13 protein-coding genes and 1 CRISPR repeat array are annotated in these 15573 nt (G+C 59.6%); of the genes, 1 reads left to right on the forward strand and 12 read right to left on the reverse strand.

The window, feature by feature from the left end:
- Positions 1–62: 62 nt before the first annotated feature.
- Positions 63–1419: a CRISPR direct-repeat array (repeat unit 37 nt; unit sequence GTCTCAATCGCCTTTCGGCTGAATTGGTTTTTCTGAC).
- Between the two features lie 208 nt (positions 1420–1627).
- The 12 genes from cas2 to FJ222_09085 all read right to left on the reverse strand — a co-directional run bounded on the left by cas2 (position 1628) and on the right by FJ222_09085 (position 14049).
- A complete protein-coding gene (gene cas2 / locus FJ222_09030) occupies positions 1628–2011 on the reverse strand; it encodes a CRISPR-associated endonuclease Cas2 (GenBank protein ID MBM4164563.1) in 384 nt (127 codons plus the stop codon).
- A 32-nt stretch (positions 2012–2043) separates the two neighbouring features.
- Positions 2044–3204, reverse strand: coding sequence for a CRISPR-associated endonuclease Cas1 (gene cas1 / locus FJ222_09035; GenBank protein MBM4164564.1), 1161 nt, complete (start codon positions 3202–3204; stop codon positions 2044–2046).
- The gene (locus FJ222_09040; GenBank protein ID MBM4164565.1) at positions 3122–3361 is read right to left on the reverse strand and encodes a hypothetical protein; all 240 of its coding nucleotides are present in this window, start codon (positions 3359–3361) and stop codon (positions 3122–3124) included. Before FJ222_09040 ends, cas1 begins: the two co-directional genes overlap by 83 nt.
- A gap of 100 nt (positions 3362–3461) precedes the next feature.
- Positions 3462–4214 carry a four helix bundle protein gene (locus FJ222_09045; GenBank protein ID MBM4164566.1) on the reverse strand — a complete coding sequence of 251 codons (753 nt, stop codon included), beginning with the start codon at positions 4212–4214 and terminating at the stop codon, positions 3462–3464.
- 188 nt (positions 4215–4402) lie between these two features.
- Positions 4403–5362 (reverse strand): type III-B CRISPR module RAMP protein Cmr1, encoded by a 960-nt coding sequence (gene cmr1 / locus FJ222_09050; GenBank protein MBM4164567.1) that lies wholly within the window; start codon positions 5360–5362, stop codon positions 4403–4405.
- Positions 5257–6621 carry a type III-B CRISPR module RAMP protein Cmr6 gene (cmr6, locus tag FJ222_09055; protein ID MBM4164568.1) on the reverse strand — a complete coding sequence of 455 codons (1365 nt, stop codon included), beginning with the start codon at positions 6619–6621 and terminating at the stop codon, positions 5257–5259. Before cmr6 ends, cmr1 begins: the two co-directional genes overlap by 106 nt.
- 2 nt (positions 6622–6623) lie before the next feature.
- A complete protein-coding gene (locus FJ222_09060; GenBank protein MBM4164569.1) occupies positions 6624–6965 on the reverse strand; it encodes a hypothetical protein in 342 nt (113 codons plus the stop codon).
- A gap of 12 nt (positions 6966–6977) precedes the next feature.
- Entirely contained in the window at positions 6978–7847 is an 870-nt protein-coding gene (gene cmr4 / locus FJ222_09065) for a type III-B CRISPR module RAMP protein Cmr4 (GenBank protein MBM4164570.1), read from the reverse strand.
- A 46-nt stretch (positions 7848–7893) separates the two neighbouring features.
- Positions 7894–9078: a hypothetical protein gene (locus FJ222_09070; protein MBM4164571.1), complete on the reverse strand. Its 1185-nt coding sequence runs from the start codon at positions 9076–9078 to the stop codon at positions 7894–7896.
- 3 nt (positions 9079–9081) lie between these two features.
- Positions 9082–11685: a type III-B CRISPR-associated protein Cas10/Cmr2 gene (cas10, locus tag FJ222_09075; GenBank protein MBM4164572.1), complete on the reverse strand. Its 2604-nt coding sequence runs from the start codon at positions 11683–11685 to the stop codon at positions 9082–9084.
- A complete protein-coding gene (locus FJ222_09080; protein MBM4164573.1) occupies positions 11678–12913 on the reverse strand; it encodes a hypothetical protein in 1236 nt (411 codons plus the stop codon). The genes cas10 and FJ222_09080 overlap by 8 nt, the downstream gene beginning before the upstream one ends.
- 44 nt (positions 12914–12957) lie before the next feature.
- Positions 12958–14049 carry a TIGR02584 family CRISPR-associated protein gene (locus FJ222_09085; protein MBM4164574.1) on the reverse strand — a complete coding sequence of 364 codons (1092 nt, stop codon included), beginning with the start codon at positions 14047–14049 and terminating at the stop codon, positions 12958–12960.
- A 583-nt stretch (positions 14050–14632) separates the two neighbouring features.
- Between FJ222_09085 and FJ222_09090 the strand changes: the two genes are divergently transcribed.
- On the forward strand, positions 14633–15573 hold a 941-nt coding region (locus FJ222_09090; GenBank protein MBM4164575.1), incomplete at its 3' end, for a biotin--[acetyl-CoA-carboxylase] ligase.

Genomic DNA, 15573 nt, shown 5'->3' on the forward strand with positions numbered 1-15573 from the left:
GCTGAATTGGTTTTTCTGACGCAGAAAGGTGGACAAAATGAACACACAGAAGCACACACCAGGTCTCAATCGCCTTTCGGCTGAATTGGTTTTTCTGACCCAACGGGGATACGATCGTTGCTTGTCCTGGAGCGAGAGCTTGTCTCAATCGCCTTTCGGCTGAATTGGTTTTTCTGACAAAGCAGAGCAATGTGGTTCGGAGGGTGGCTGTGCGAGCGTCTCAATCGCCTTTCGGCTGAATTGGTTTTTCTGACGATTCTGGGGATCACGGTGATGGATCATGTCGTAATCGGCGTCTCAATCGCCTTTCGGCTGAATTGGTTTTTCTGACGCAACGGCACGATCTGGACGTGGACACCTGGCAAGGCCAGCAGTCTCAATCGCCTTTCGGCTGAATTGGTTTTTCTGACGGTCGGGAATGCGATCCCGGTCGCGCCCACCATCACCGCCGGTCTCAATCGCCTTTCGGCTGAATTGGTTTTTCTGACACTATATCCCATAATGAGAGGAGCAGGTATCATGAAGAAACGTCTCAATCGCCTTTCGGCTGAATTGGTTTTTCTGACCGGTCGCGCCGCTTGTGATCACCATCAATGCGGATGGGTCCGTCTCAATCGCCTTTCGGCTGAATTGGTTTTTCTGACATGGCCAATCTGTTGGTTGCACTATCTATCTCCCACCCGTCTCAATCGCCTTTCGGCTGAATTGGTTTTTCTGACCCCTGTGGTCGGGGGATGATTGCAGCGATTCAGAAAACCTGGTCTCAATCGCCTTTCGGCTGAATTGGTTTTTCTGACACGCCGCATATCGCGCCGCATCGTATGCTATAGAGGGAGAGTCTCAATCGCCTTTCGGCTGAATTGGTTTTTCTGACAAACACTTTCCGCTCTTAATGGTTAAGGGCGGGTATACACAAGTCTCAATCGCCTTTCGGCTGAATTGGTTTTTCTGACGCCGCCGAGGCCGCCAGGAAGACGCTGGCGGGCCGGGTAAACGTCTCAATCGCCTTTCGGCTGAATTGGTTTTTCTGACCCGCGTTCGCCGATGAGTTTGATGCCGCAGATGCCGTGACGAGTCTCAATCGCCTTTCGGCTGAATTGGTTTTTCTGACCCGCGCCGCATCGTATGCCATAGAGGGTGAAGAGAAGGGACTGTCTCAATCGCCTTTCGGCTGAATTGGTTTTTCTGACGATGAAGCTGACAGACGCAATGCCATGGGGAGTGTTGGAGTCTCAATCGCCTTTCGGCTGAATTGGTTTTTCTGACGCGATGTGGTATGAGGGTTGGTTGTGCGAGCATGTGCGTGGTCTCAATCGCCTTTCGGCTGAATTGGTTTTTCTGACGCAAGGTGCGCTTCATGGAAGAGGGGCGGTTGGTTGTGGGTCTCAATCGCCTTTCGGCTGAATTGGTTTTTCTGACTGTAGCAGAAAATCGGGGCATGATATATAGGAATTTTAGGGTGTTTTGAGGTGTTTCGGAGGGAGTGGGGTGAAACGGTGTTCTGGATGGTTGTTTTCACGGGCTGGAGAAGCATCGTTTGTGGCCACATCCTTCTGGTAGAAAGAAGGTTAGGCATGTTCGGAGGGAGAAGGCTGTTTTGGGCTGGTTGGATCTGCCTCCGATAAAGTCAGAACAGATAGAGCAGCCGGATCGCGGGCCGTTCGACAACCCCCGCGCTTTGGATCTCCTTGACGCATGATTTGCACACGCGGTAGGCGATTAGCGAGTCTTCCTCAGGATCGATTTCTCCTAGAATCTGTTCCCAGAAAATGGCGAACGTCGCTTCATCGAGGTCGCACTCGAACACGCTCTTTTCGATGCGACACCCGTAATCTTCACAGGTCTTGGCGACCCGTCGCAGTCGCTTCGGCGTGGTGATGTCGTAGGCGATGAGTCGAACCATGTGGTGGTGTACCTGCTCGTTGGGAATGTATTGCGGCGCGGTCTCGCCGATGCGATAGGTCGCAAGATCGTTTTGCGTCTGGATGATCTCTTCAGTCAGGATGCTCATGATGCTGGTTGTGGGACGCAGGACGCAAGAGGTTAGGGGAGGAGAAAAAAAACCTCCTCGGAACCCGACTCCAGCACGCGGATGTAGGCGCAGACCTGGTCGTCGATGACTTTGCGTAGGTCGGTGTGGGGCGCGCCCTTGGATGGGGCGAAACGGCGTGTCATCGCCTGCTCGTACATCACGAAGAAGACCTTGCGACCGGTCTCTGACAGGTAGACCCCTCCGTCATCCGAATTCACCTCGAAATCGGCATCGGGGTTGACCATGTTGTGGTTGACGAGGTTGAGCACCAGCAGATCGGCGACGGCGGGACGCAGCGGCTCCATGAGATCCAGAGCCAAGGAAGGGGTGTTGACCCTGTCGCAGTGCAGGCAGCCGATTCCGGCGTCCAGTCCATGAGCGCGGATTGCGCCTTCGACCTCCCCGAGCAAGACGGTGTACGCGAAAGAGAGCAGCGCGTTGGCGGGATCACGCGGTGGCCGCCGGTTGCGGTTTGTGAAGGGGATCGCCTCTGAAAAGAAATCGCCTAAACGGCGGAAATAGTGGGCGGCGGCTATTCCTTCAAAGCCGCGCACGAGATCGGGGGTCTCGGCCGCGAGGGCCTGATCGGCAAGGTCGCGTAAGGCTTCGCAGGCAGCGACTTGATCGGACGCGTCTGAGATTCCGCGGTTGGCGGCGAGTCGCTGCAAGACGCGGCGGCCATTGCGAATTTTGGCGTGGATCAACCGGCGCGCCACGGCCAGCGAGAAGACCGGATCAGTGCCGGACTCGTATTGCCGGATGCGACGCCCGGCATTCAGATTGTTGTCGGGCAGCAGGCTCCCGCGCCAGCGGCCGTGCCGAGTGATAAAGAAACAGGGAATGCCCTCGTCCATCAGACGGGTCAGCACGGGCAGGGTGACTGCGGGCCTTCCCACGACCAACACCCGCTCGATATCGAACAGCGGGACCTGACTGGTCTCCTGGCGCTCGCCCTGTTCATCGCTGACGCGATAGATCACCTCGACCCGCTTCGATTGGAGGGTTACGCGCAAGGTGTCGCCGTTGAGGATGAGGGAGGCCATGGTTTTTTTGGGGACGCAGGACGCGGGACTCCAGACGCAGGAACGGTTACGGGGAGTGGTCGAAGATGAGCACATCGCCGGAAACCGGACTGGTGTAGGTGAGACGGCGGGCGCGGCCGTGGAGCGCATGGGCCAGCCGCAGGTAGAGCCAGAGAGGCGCGGGGCCGGTAAGCGTGACATCGCCGCCTGGCGGAATGGCGGCGCAGGCCGACGCGACATAGGCGTCGAGCTGCGCCAGCTTGGCGGTTCCATTGGCGGCATAGAGTTGTGAGAGGTCGAGGGTCATGGAGGGGTTTTTGGACTCAGGACCTAGGACTCAGGACGCCGAAGTCCTGAGTTCTGAGGCCTGAAGACTGAAGACTGCGTCCTGCGTCCTGGGTCGTGGGTCAGGGTTTTTCGATCGGGCGTGTGCCGCGGCAATCGGGGTAGGCGGGGCAGCTCCAGAAGGGCTGGCCGGCGTGGGAGCCTTTGCGGGCGGTGCGTTGGATCATGGTTTTACCGCACTCGGGACAAGGAGGCGCGAGGGTGTCTGGTGCGGCGGCGCGCGCTTCGACGCGGCATTGGGTCAGGCGCTCGCGGAAGCCGCCCTCCTCCAGAAATGCCTCGCCCTGGTGGCGGATCTGGCCGCCGAGCATGGCCATGGCTCGGCGGATGAGGATGAGCAGCGCATTGGCGACCACGACCGGGTCCTCATGGTCAAGCCACGGGGCGAACGCCTTCCTTTCGCCATGAAACCAGGTCCAGTAGTCGTGGAGCAGGTCATCGGTATGGACAAAAGAGTCGAAGTTGAGGGCGCTCACGGCGCGGTGCTCTTCGGATCGGACGCTCCACGGAATACTGTCGCGCTCGGCCAGAAACATCTCGATATCGCCCAGCAACTCTCCGAGGCTGGCGCGGGCGACATCGGTGAGCTTCATTTCGGTCTCTTTCGAAGTCGCGGCGCGCTCCGAGCCCTCGATGATATTCTGGCGGCCCGAGCGGGCGGCCCCGACCATCTGACCGGTGGTCTTGCCGAGCGGATCATCCTTGTACGGGATAAAGCGCTTGCAAAAGCGAATGGTGGCGAGGTGGATGAGCGTGGCGAAGCTGAAGGAAGCGAGCTTGCGGTAGCCGCCGGATTTGTCGAAGAGGGTTGTCATGGGGGGAGCCTTTCGATGGGGTGAGTGGGTGGGTGGGACGCAGGACTCAAGACGCAGGACTCAAGACGCCTGGGTCCTGGGTCGGGTGTCCGGGGTCGGAGGGCCAGCGGGCAAGCGACGCCTGGGCTTGCTGCAGCAGGCGGCCGATGGGGAGTTTTGCTAGATTTTTCATAACGCTCTCGCTACCTTTATTTGCCCACATTGGCGTCAACCAATTGGCTGGGCCTTTGGCCGACCGTTTTCGATGGTTTTCGGGATGATTCGTCGAGAATTCGGTCATGCGGAGCCTCAAAAACAATCAAGCGGAGGCCTCCGCCATCTTCAACGGGGCGAAAATAGATCGCGCTGGTTTGACGGGTGATCGAGGTGCCCATCGGTGATGGCGTCTCCTCGCCATGCTTGAGATCGTTTCGCCAGCCTTTGTCCTTGCGCGTCCCTTTGACCAGCGCTCCGATTTTTTTAACCGTCGCGTCTAGATTGCCGGTGGCACCTTGGTCTTCAATGGCGAATCCGGAATTCCTCAAGATCGGCTCGACGGTATCCATACGAAAAGGATGTTCCTTACACGACATGGCACCGAGCCCGCGTGTGGCGCGCAATCCGACACTGCCCAGTGCGAGAAAACAGGCGAGCGCCTTCTCAAAAAGAGAAGAGGCAAACGCACGGCGTCGGATGACGTGCAATTTGAAGCAGGTACCCGGTGAGAGAACGGCTTCGCTCTTCCAGCGGATCCCGTCGGCCGATCTGCTGGCAAAAAACCAGACATAAGAAGATGGATTGTTTTGATCCACGCGCGGCGGTTGCCACGGAGGACCGGGCGTGATGTCCGAAACGCGGATGATGATGGCGGAAGAGCGGATGTCCGCTTCTTGGCGGGCAATGCCTCCAAAGATTTCGCGTTCGGCGAAGCGATCACCGCCCAGCGCGCGGAACCACCAGCGCAGTTGTCCGCGAATGGCCGAGGGCCGGATCTCGGCAATCGCCTGATTTGCCCCGGAACAGAAGCAGGGCGTGAGCACGGTTAGAGAGTATGTGTCGGTTTTCATGATGGCATCTTTCCGAGATTGAGCGTGTTTTTGCAATAAGCGCGAATCGCGTCGGCGGCTTTTGCGATCTCGCCCTTTTGGCCGCTTTTCAAAAGCGACCATACTTCGGCGCCACGGCCGTCCGGTTCGCGTAGCAGCGTAACGATGGCAGTCTTTTTCTCGTCGGATGCCCGTTCGAAAGGCTTGATATCGCCGTTGATGATGCCTTTGATGTTTGGCGAGGCGTTCCACCTGTCGCGAATCTCATCGCGCATGGACTTACGCGGGATTCGGAACTTGTTGCGGTTAATGGCGTCGGTGATGGTCTGGTCAACAAGAGGGGCGAACGTCTTCAATTGCGCTTCGGCCTCACGAATGGCGGACTCAATCCTGTCGGTCGGCACGTTTTCGAGATTGAACTGCGTACGCCAGACATCAAACGCCTCGCGTTGTTTACGTTTCTGTTTATCACGTTGGATGTCCTCGGTCTTGTCCACGTGAAACCAACCGTAACCGGCTGCGGTTTTTGCGCCAAGTCCATAGATTTCGAGTCCGAGAATGAGCCATTGCCTGGCACACTCCAGCAGATCCGGCATCAGGGTGCGAATCCCTGGAATGGAGGAGTGCGGTGCCAGTGCGAATCCGAAATCATGATTAGCGGCGATAGCGGGAAACGGGATGGGGTTAGGCGCCTCATTGTCAAGAGCAACGGGCACACTCTCGTCGCTGTAGTAATCCATGTGATGAGACGTGGCAATGTCTATTTCAAGGTCGTTCTGGCGTGGGGTGTATGGTATCGCGCCGAAGAAGGCGACAGCGCCGGCAAAGTCATTTGGCAGAGAACCGAGACGACTTCTGATGATCTCCTGAGCGCTGGAGATGGCATCGGCAGCGGCCCAGACAAAATCCGATTTTGCGGACCAGTCGGCGGATGTCCAGCCGAAGACAATGGCAATCCGAGCCAGATGTTCCGGCTTGAGATCCTGAACGTCCGATTTGAGCGTATCAAGCGCGGCATGCCGGACAAGGCCCTTGACGGCAGAGCCGGGGATCAAAGGAAATCCGGCAAGACGTTCGAGGGAGCATCCGGCGTTCTCGAGAACGCCTCCAGACATGTTGAGCAAGAGGCGCGCCTTGTTTCTGGCGTAAACACGAATGACGCCTGGGATCGTATCCAGAAAGGAGTCATAAGCGGCCGCGCGAGAACGACGCAGGTCTTCCGGCAATTTTTGGGCCACGGCGACTTCGAGGAAGGCCCGACGTGCATCGCCCTTGACGGACGGATCGGTGTAGCGGGAAAAGCGCAGTGACCGATTTTCGCACACGGGTGCCGTGGGGCCGCCAAGAAGGTCAAGCGTGTGGGCTTGGGCATGGCTGGACATGGTCAGTCCTCCTTGCGTTTGGCCTTGCCAAAGCGCTTGATGTAATTGGCATAGGCAAGGGCTTCGGTGGAGGCGCGTTGGAGTTCCAATGAGCCTTTGGAAGCGAGGTCAGCGAGGTCGTTGGCAATGGCCTGGGACTTCAGGTGTGCGAAGATGTCGTCCATGGTTTTTTCAAATCCTCCGCCTTTCGCCTTTGCGAATGCGGCCGTAGCAAGCAGGCCGTCGGATGCAATCATGGTTGGGAGGCGTGAGAGAATGTTGCCACCTTCGGCACCGGTGATGGCGTCATTGCCAATAATGAACGCGAGTGCATGTTGGGCACGAATTTGTTCGAGATTTCTCATGGATGGGGTCCTTTATTTCAGAGTGACGGTGCAGTAACCGAGACCAGTTGAACCATCGCCACCGAATTGCCAGACGGGAAGGGCCACAAGCTTTCGGGAGAGTGCGGCTAATGCGTCGGGTGCGGCTTTACCCTGCCGGGAAACGGCGTGGATCGGTGCATAAAAAAACGTGTCCGCAGGGACGTTCTCTTGGTTAAACAAAAACTTCCCGGCAGCGGTTCCTGTATCATCGTCGATCTTAACGTGCTGAGCAACCTCGCAAGCAGTGGTTGTGAAATAAGAGAGCGTTCCATCCGCAACGACTACCAGCCGTGGAAGATTATTGGCGAAACCAGGGACAGTCTTGAACGCATCTGCAAGCTCAACCGGGATCATCCCTTTGTGTTTGAGAGGTTGATCTTCCAGAATCACTTCATTCCTGATGCCGAGGGCCTCCATCGAAAAACGGGCACCGTCATCGCCTAGATCATCACCGATCTCGGTTAGCCCTGCAAATAATCCGTCTCGAATCGCGCGATTAATGGCGACCGGCGAGGTTACCCAGGCAAAACCAGCTCGTGCCGAGCGAACAGGAAAAGCAAGAAGGCGGGCTTCACCAAACAGCAAAGCCCCGGCGTTAGCAGCGGATGCGTCTTCCGCGCCGAACAGCCAGGATATTTCCTTGGTGTTGTCATCGTCGGGTCTGACGAGGCGACCTTTGTCGTTCTTGACGAGTTCATCCGACCATGCGTCCGCCAGCACCCCCTTGATGCTGCTGCCGGGGATGACCGGGAAGCGGGTGTGGCGTTCGCGGACGACAGGCTGGTCGATGGCGCCGACGGATGAGCCGGCCCCGACGTGGAGCGGGGTGCGGGTGAAGAGGGTGAGAATCTGGGTGGTCATGGGTGTGTTTTCCTTTCGGTTGTGGGTGAGAGTGAGAGAGCAGGACTCAGGACACAGGACTCAAGGACGCAGGCGTTAACAACGATGAGCAGAGCCCGATGCCGAAGCCTTTTTCGCCGAAGCGCGTGCTGCGCGGGCGGTCGGGCGCCAGGGCGGCGGCCAGCGCCCGCGCCTCCTCCACCGTCTCGCAGTCGAAGACGTAGCAGGAGCCCGCAGGCACCGCCAGAACCGTTGGCTTGGGGCCCGCCTGGAGATCCCATCCAGAGAAGGCCAGCGGCTTGCCGACGCGGGCGGCGATGAGCCTGGCTGTCGCGAAACCGCCCGCCTTTGCCGCGAGCGCCTTCCAGTCCGCCCGTGCCATGCTAGCGGGCCGCTCGGCGTTGGGTAGCATCACCCGGCCGTCTTCAGCGACCCAGTCGGGGCGCCAACCGGCGTTGAACACCGCCGGTGACAGCAACGTCCAGCGCAGATAGCGCGTCGTGATCTTGGCCTGAGGCAGTTTAAGTCTGGCGGCCCGCGCCATGAGTCCGGCCACGCCTTGCTGACCTCCCAGGATCAGTTCCTGCGGTTTGTCGGCTCGTGCAAAGACGTCTACTGTGCCACAAGTGCCGCCCTTGGGAGCGATGTTACACGAAGCCGAAAAGGCCAGCGAAACATCCGGACGAAGCCGCAGATACTCGGCCTGATAGAGCCTGTGGTCGTCATCTCCCGTGGTGCGCGTTTCGGGATTGATGGCTATTCCGATGGTGCGCTCCTCGTCGTAGAGCGCAGGCGTCGTCGGTTCGAAGGATTCGCCCGCAAGATAGCGAGTGTAGTCGGCGGCAGCTAACCACGTGGGGCGATCCTCCTTGCCGAGTTTCTTCGCGCGGAAGGCATGTGTGAGCAGCTTGGGCAGATCCGTGCCGTCGCACAACACAAGCTCCATGTTCCAATCGAGCGGGAAAGGATAATAGATCTCGTCGTCCTTGGACGGAAACGGGCCGAGGGTCTTGAGCGCGCCGAAGCGGAAGGATGAATCCTGATGCTTGTCTGTGGCCCGCTTGGTATGTTCCGCGCCTTCCCATGGCTGGCGATCAGGCCACTGGCGGCGGAAAGCGTTGATGATGGCATTCCAGAGCTGGTCGGGACGGGGCCAATTGGCACCGAGACCGGCGTCGGATGCCGCCATCGGGCGGGCGTCGCGCAAAAAGAGCCGGTCGCGGGGTTGCAGATTGTAAGTATGATCACTCATGGATTAGTTTTCCCCTCTCAGACGGTTAATAAAGGTTTCGGCGAGAAAGAGGTTGAGGAAGTCATGAGGGGGGGGCGTTGGCTTGCGGCGCCCGGAGTCGGGAGTCTTGGGTCCTGGGTCCTGGGGTTTGGCGGACGCAGGACTCTGGACGCCGGACGCCGGGGCTGGCGGTGACCAGCAAACGGCGAGATAAGCGTCGATAGCGTGCGCCAGGGATTCCAGCTCCTGAGGCGACAGGCCCGACCCCTGGCGTGAAAGAACATGCCGCACGTCGGTCTGGATGACAGGGAGCATGGCAACCAGGTCGGTATCAGGCCGATCGAGCGCATAGGGTTGCAGCAGTGCGGCCAGGGCGTAAGGAAAGCGCCCCGAAAGTTTCCCCTCCTTGTTCAGAGTGGTGATCTCCCGCATCAGTTCGAGAGCGTTGCTTTCCCATTTGCACCCCCACTCGATGGTCTCGCCCGAACGCTTGTAGAGGCTGATGGCCAAGGCGGCTCTCCCATACACTCCTTTGGCGCGCTTCTCCGCTTTCTGCGCCTCGCGCACGAGCATTTGCAACGGGGCATTCTGATGACCGATGGCGATCCCGACCGAGACCTCGCTGCGGGAACCGGGAAAAAGACGCCCGTCAGCAAAGTCGGTGCGGAAGGCGTCGCGCAGCGCCTGGGCGCAAGCGATGGCCCGCGTGGAGGGGAGAATGGCGAGTACATCGTCACCGCCGGCATAGATCAACTCACCGTCGTAATGCTCCACCACGGTGCGAGCTTGATACATGGCGAAGTTGGCGAGCGCTTCGCTAAACTGAAGGTGATACGAGGGGGTGAGCAGACGGCTGAGGCCGGTGGCACCGTTCGCCGTGAGATAGGCCTTTGCCTGTGGCGCAAGTTGCTTGAGCAACTGGGGCGTCTTGGCACCGGAGACCCACTTGCCCATCTCGTCGCCATCGAGGGCGAGGACGGCGATGTAGGGGGACACCGGACCCGGGACGCCGGACCCAGAGGCGTTGCGGGCGGCAATCTCTTGGGTGGAGTCGGCCCGCAGCGCCTTGTTGACGACAGCGGTATCGAGGCCGAGTTTTTGCGGCAGGTAGGCGACGGCATCGGGACGGCACCAGAGACGTTTGATCAGGTTCATGGCACCATAGCGGTGCGAGGCGGCTGTGAAGAGATCCTTGTGCGCTTTCGTTAGCTCAACCCAGAACGCTTCGTCGCCCATGCACTCGTCCTTGCCGGAGAGTGAGTCCTTGACGGCGGCATCCCCTACCGGATTCCACTGTGCGAAATCGCGCGTGTTTCGGCGCTCGGCGAGCTTGGCGTCGAGCAAAGCGTAATGAGCCGACCAGAGAAGACCGGGATTGTTCAACCGGTCTTTCGCATCGCTCGTGTAGTAACGCCGGTCGCGGTCACCCTCAGAGATCCGCTTCTCGCCGAGATCGAGCATGCTCAGGATTCGTCCGGCAACGCCAACTGGGTCGTCCTCATTCTTCGCTAGTTGCTCGGTTGCGGCCAGGCACGTTTCGCGGTCAAGCCACGGTTGGACGGCCCAGGCGACCTGCGGAAAAGCTGCGATCTGGGCATTCCAACGCGCTTTCCATGCGGCTTTGCCACCGTGATCCAAGACCCAAGCCCATACAGCCTCACTGACCGTGCCCAGTTCCCCGGTTAGCGATGCGTGCGCCTTGGCGGCAAGTTCCGCCCCGCGCCCGTGCGGGACGATGGCGAAGAAACGGTTCGGGAGCGTTGGCGTGAGCAGCCAGTCCGCCATGTTGGCCCAGCCGCCCTTGTCCTTCTTCAGCCGTTCCCACGTGGTTTCAGTCGCGCCGCCGTCGCCGGTTTTCCAAGGCTTGGCGTAATACGTGTCTTTGTGCAGAGCATCAAAAATGCCGTTGCCGCGCAGACTCGGAAATATCACGGCGTCGGGGCCGATTTCGTCGGTGACGGCCTTGATGGCGTGAGCCATGAGCCACGAGATTAGATAGGAACCTGACCAGAGGTCGCGGGTGGAGCGAGCCTGGGCGATGAAGTCTTGGACCGGCCCGAGTTGGAAGAGGAGCAGTTCGGGCCGGACCTCCCGGCCCTCAATGCACGGAGCCATTGCCGAAGCGAACGACATGTGATTCCAAATCGTGTGATCGGGAATGCGCGTGTCCGCAGGAAGGAAAGCCAGTGCCGGGTGCTTGGCGGTGGCGTTCTCCATCCAGCGACGCCAAAACAAGAAGAACCGTTCGTGCCAATCGTCGGTCTCAATACCACCGATTGCCGACTGGATAGCGTCGGAGAGGGGTGCCGCGTTCACACCGAATTCTGGCGGAAACCTGTACGGTTCGGAGGAGAGCGGATGAATGAACAGCGGTTGGCTCTTAAACGTGTGGGAACACGCGCCTTTTGGAAAGACGAACCGCTCGGCCGATGCCGAAAACCAATCGGCAGGCTTTATGGATTTCTCACTATCCGCACGGCTCGCCTCATCGGTGAACCCGGCTGCTCGTTGTACGGCGGCGGCGTGGGCCTCGTGTAGGCCGATATCGAAACTTTTATCGGGTGCGTCATGCAGGAAAGCCATCAGCTTCCGCTGCCAGAAGGCAGTGTCCGTGCGGGTGTCACTCATGATTCAGTTCCTTTCGAATGTGCGGGGCGAAATCGGGGAAGACGGAGGCATGCAGCAGCGCCTTCATTTCGGGCCACTGATCGCAACTCTTGTCACAGACGGATATGTAGAGGCGTTTGACAGCTTCTGGAGACACACATTTGCCACCATGGCCAAAGCGCGTCTCATTACGCTGGCGGAGAATGTCGCGGTCCTCACAGGAGATCGTATTGAATGCGAAACGATCCTTCTCCAACAACCTGAGACCCTTATCGAGTCCCAGAGCCAGCGGCCGGTCGGGGCACTCTTTCTGCATCCGGATAAGCTCGTTTTTCAGGCGTTCTTCGGGCTTGAGCCTGGCGATAAGATTTTCGGCATACCAGCAATCGGGGGCGCACTCCAATTCAGATAGACGGACCTTGGCTAGAAGTTCCACCGCACGGTAGATCGCCGACAGAGCCTCTTCGGGGCGGCCATACGTGTGTTCGCGAAACGCCAACGCCAGGACGTCTGCCGCTCGATCAACCGAATAGTCTGGTGCGGCACGCAAGCGGTCGAGGACGCGGCGGGATTCGGCAAGTACCTCGAAATCCGAGGCGGCCTTGAGCGCCTCGGTGTAGGCGAGTCGATTCCATTTTGCGAGCATGGCGGCTGCGGCTGCGGCGAATGGGAAGAAGGATGTCGACAAGGATGCGAGGCGCTCGGCGGCGGCATAGTCACCGTGCTCCAGCAAGACAAGCACATCCTGAAGGCGCTGTTCGGCTTGCAGGCGGGCCGCATCGACGCGGTTGACCTGCTCCGTGCCAGTCTTGACCACGCCATCCGCTCGTTCACCGGTGATAAACGCGATCTGCCCCATTCCCACGTCGAGACAGGCGAGCGTGGCGGCGGCCGTCATCTGCTTGGTTCCTGAAGTCGGGTTGACGGTTAGATCGGCGCACGGCACCGTCTGTCGCAACGTCTGCAGGAGCGCGCGAAACTCGCGGCGGCAAGCGAGGAGATCGTCCGGATCGGAAAAAGAGGCGAGAATGGAGACGTGGACATCGGGCCGGTCGATTCGAAGTTCTTCAATCACGAGGTCGGCAATGCCCTTGGAGTCGGGACTGACACTCGGGATCAGGCCGACGGTGCTCTGCAATGGACACGCGCGGATGCTGTTCACCAGCCCTTGGGCGAGGTTGCTGTGCTTGCCGGCAGTGCCGGTGCCAACAGTGAAGAGGATGAGTGTTGATCGGGATGATGTCTTCATGTGAAAGACAATACCTTTCTTTCGTGCAATGCGGGGTGCTACGGTTATCCGTGGATATCCGCGAAGAAGTCGATGCCTCGGAAAACAATTTTGGAGGTGGGGTACGTGGGCTTGCCCCCTCTTTTAGGCAGCAGCATCTCCGAGAATGCTGACAGCATCGGATGCGCGGTGAATTTGCTGCGGGCCGAGGAGAGACACTTGCTGAAGTCCTGAGGAGCGATGGATTCATCGGTGAAACGCGTACCGCCGCAGAATGCGTGAAGCCATTCGGGAGCGGAAGCGGATGGATCGAGACGGCGACGGAGGCAAAGCGTCTTGAGAATCCCGGACTGGCCCCGCAGCATAAGCGAGACAACGGCAAACTCGGTGGGGCTTAGAGCCACGTCATCGCTGCCAGCCACGCACAGCACGCCGGTGTCGCCATCGAGGGTCAGGCGCGGCGCATTAGCAGCAGGCGGAGCGACCCGCTGAAAACCCCTGACCAGCGCCGCGTAGCTCGGCGGCGCACTCTTGAATGCGCTTTCGTACCAGCCGCGCATCTTCACGAACGGCACATCAATCAAATCCACTTTCGGTTTGACGATGACCGGCTTGCCCTCTCGCGTGCGATGCCGGTCTTTTCCGGTTGGAAAAAGAAACGGTGGATCGAGCGGTGTATCGTAGGGCGGGTTCACGAGCACATGGAGGACACGATCCTGCTCGCGGCCCACCAGGCTCATGCACGCCATCAACAGCGCCCCCATGGTTTTGCGTCCGCCCGCAATGGATGCCAGCACGCGCGTGCAGGAATTATCCGTTTCGGCCCGCAGGTGGCGGAGGATGAAATCAGCGGCGGTCGCGTTATCCGCCGATGTGGCGATGTCATCGAGGTCACAGGTGCCGTTTGCTGAGGGAAAGATGCGGACGTGGTCCGAAGCCAGTCCGAAACCAAGTTTGTTTTCGATCGGCAATCCACGGCGTTTGAATGCGGCGCACAATCGACTCCATCCGCATTCTTCGCCCGAAAACAATGACGCCTCCAACGCCGTCCTGCCTGTCCGAGTCGTCAACACCACAATACGGTCAGGGAGGACCGGCGGCGATTCCAGCGCCAGCGCCCACAGGGTTTCGGTTAGAACGGATGGCGAGACGCCCATGACCGCAATCAGAATCGTTTCACATCGGCTGGCACTCAGGCAACACCCCCTTTGTTTGGAAGCCGGCGCCAGAAGATTCTGAATCTTGACGTTACCCTTCTTTCGCGCGCCGCTTCCAGAGTGCGGCGATTATAACGGGTTGGAGAGTGAGGGACAAGGTGAATAATGGGCCGCGTGTTCTCATATTCTGACTCCTGTATTCTGACTCCTGACTTCTCTCTTGCAAACACCCCGAAGGGGTTTTGCAAGAGCCTCAAAGTGTTGATTTCCAGCGTAGGTTGAAGATGCAAAATCGCGTTTACAAAACCGTTGAAAGCCTCGGACAGCCCCAGGTGTCTGTGCGCCGCGCCGCCGCCGCCATCTCTGGGGCCTGTTTTGTGTCTATTTCTGTTCATTTCTGTCTATTTTGCCCGAGCGGTGGGTGTGCGCAGCGGTGTGTGCGCCCCCACAGTGGGCCGCACTGGAGAGCGTAAAAGACGAAAGGGCGGGGCGGTGTTTTTGTGCTTGAGGTCAATCGGGGACAGGATGTCAATCGGGGACCAGACGCCCCGACCCACTTTCTCGATTTCCTGTGGCATTCGTCATGATCTGCGGCGCGGCAGGGACGCCCGCTTCCCTTTCCGTTTTCAGCTTTCTGTTTTCAGCTTTCCGTTTTCCGTTTTCAGCTTTCCGTTTTCTCTTCATCAGCCCCGCCCGCAAAAACCGATTGCACTTTCTGCGAGCGGGTGGTACAACACCGGGGACATCTTACAGCAACGAGGGGTGGGCTATGGATCGGCGCACGGCGGGGACGGCGGCACATCCGGAAGAGCGGATCATCGCGCGCCTGAAACAAGCGGCGGGTGGCGAGGTCTCGGGCGAGCGGCTGTGTGCCGAGTTGGGGATCAGCCGGGCCGCGGTCTGGAAGCATATTCAGGGCTTGCGCGACGGCGGCTACTGCATTGACGCCGCGCCGCGCCGCGGCTACAGCCTTCGCACGGCTCCGGACACACCGCTCGCCACCGAGGTGGTGCCGCTGCTGACCACGCGCCTGATCGGGCGGCCGTATCACTTCCTCGCTGCGACCGATTCGACCAACCGCCAGACCGCCGCCTACGCGGATGCGGGGGCAACCGAGGGAACGGTCGTTGCGGCGGACGCGCAGACGGGCGGACGCGGCCGGATGGGTCGCGCCTGGGTGTCGCCGCCGGGCCTCAACGCCTATGTCTCGATCCTCTTGATGCCCGCCATCGAGCCGGCCCGCGTCACTACGCTGCCGCTGGTCGCCGGACTCGCGGTCGCGCTGACGATCGAACGGATCGCGCCCGGGCTGCGTCCCCTCGTCAAATGGCCCAACGACATCCTCCTCAACGGCCGCAAAGTGTGCGGCATCCTCTGTGAGATGGAGGCCGAGGCTGACCGGATCAGGCGGGTCGTTTGCGGGATCGGCGTCAACCTCAACCAGACGACATTTCCCGCCGAACTGGCGCCACGCGCCACCTCACTCGCGCTGGAATCGGGCACGGTCATTGCGCGGGCGCGCTT

The organism is Lentisphaerota bacterium (assembly GCA_016873675.1).
Classification (GTDB): domain Bacteria; phylum Verrucomicrobiota; class Kiritimatiellia; order RFP12; family JAAYNR01; genus VGWG01.

What these genes read in the sequence shown, in the direction of transcription:
- FJ222_09080 (MBM4164573.1), bottom strand. Translation starts at nt 12,913, where the DNA reads ATGAAGACATCATCCCGATCAACACTCATCCTCTTCACTGTTGGCACC.
- cas10 (MBM4164572.1), bottom strand. Translation starts at nt 11,685, where the DNA reads ATGAGTGACACCCGCACGGACACTGCCTTCTGGCAGCGGAAGCTGATG.
- cas1 (MBM4164564.1), bottom strand. Translation starts at nt 3,204, where the DNA reads ATGCGCTCCACGGCCGCGCCCGCCGTCTCACCTACACCAGTCCGGTTT.
- FJ222_09045 (MBM4164566.1), bottom strand. Translation starts at nt 4,214, where the DNA reads ATGACAACCCTCTTCGACAAATCCGGCGGCTACCGCAAGCTCGCTTCC.
- FJ222_09085 (MBM4164574.1), bottom strand. Translation starts at nt 14,049, where the DNA reads ATGGGCGTCTCGCCATCCGTTCTAACCGAAACCCTGTGGGCGCTGGCG.
- FJ222_09040 (MBM4164565.1), bottom strand. Translation starts at nt 3,361, where the DNA reads ATGACCCTCGACCTCTCACAACTCTATGCCGCCAATGGAACCGCCAAG.
- cas2 (MBM4164563.1), bottom strand. Translation starts at nt 2,011, where the DNA reads ATGAGCATCCTGACTGAAGAGATCATCCAGACGCAAAACGATCTTGCG.
- cmr4 (MBM4164570.1), bottom strand. Translation starts at nt 7,847, where the DNA reads ATGACCACCCAGATTCTCACCCTCTTCACCCGCACCCCGCTCCACGTC.
- FJ222_09070 (MBM4164571.1), bottom strand. Translation starts at nt 9,078, where the DNA reads ATGAGTGATCATACTTACAATCTGCAACCCCGCGACCGGCTCTTTTTG.
- cmr1 (MBM4164567.1), bottom strand. Translation starts at nt 5,362, where the DNA reads ATGGTCGCTTTTGAAAAGCGGCCAAAAGGGCGAGATCGCAAAAGCCGC.
- FJ222_09060 (MBM4164569.1), bottom strand. Translation starts at nt 6,965, where the DNA reads ATGAGAAATCTCGAACAAATTCGTGCCCAACATGCACTCGCGTTCATT.
- cmr6 (MBM4164568.1), bottom strand. Translation starts at nt 6,621, where the DNA reads ATGTCCAGCCATGCCCAAGCCCACACGCTTGACCTTCTTGGCGGCCCC.